Source organism: Achromobacter sp. GbtcB20 (genome assembly GCF_019091095.1).
In the GTDB taxonomy this organism is placed as follows: Bacteria; Pseudomonadota; Gammaproteobacteria; order Burkholderiales; family Burkholderiaceae_B; genus Achromobacter; species Achromobacter mucicolens.
In genome coordinates, this window is the sequence record NZ_JAGXJZ010000500.1 from 1 (window position 1) to 276 (window position 276).

Annotated in this window: 1 protein-coding gene; it reads left to right on the forward strand. The window is 57.2% G+C overall.

Features of this window, described 5'->3' with window-relative positions:
* Positions 1–141: 141 nt before the first annotated feature.
* A partial coding sequence (locus tag KVT32_RS29940) for a prepilin-type N-terminal cleavage/methylation domain-containing protein (protein WP_217619412.1) occupies positions 142–276 on the forward strand: 135 nt, incomplete at its 3' end.

Genomic DNA, 276 nt, shown 5'->3' on the forward strand with positions numbered 1-276 from the left:
TCTGCGCGCAACGCGACGCACACGCTTGAGCTGCGCTCTTGCCAGCTCTGCAATACAATGGCGCACCCATGGCAAGTGGTCACTGTCAAAAATCGGCCTTATACTAAGTCGATTGTTCCGATCCACCTCTCAAGATTGACTATGCATAACGTATCGCACCGTGCAGTTGGCCGCCGTGTCGCACGCGGTTTCACCCTTGTTGAAATCATGGTTGTCGTGGTCATCATCGGCATCCTCGGCGCACTCGTGCTGCCGGAGGTGCTGGGCCGTACCGGC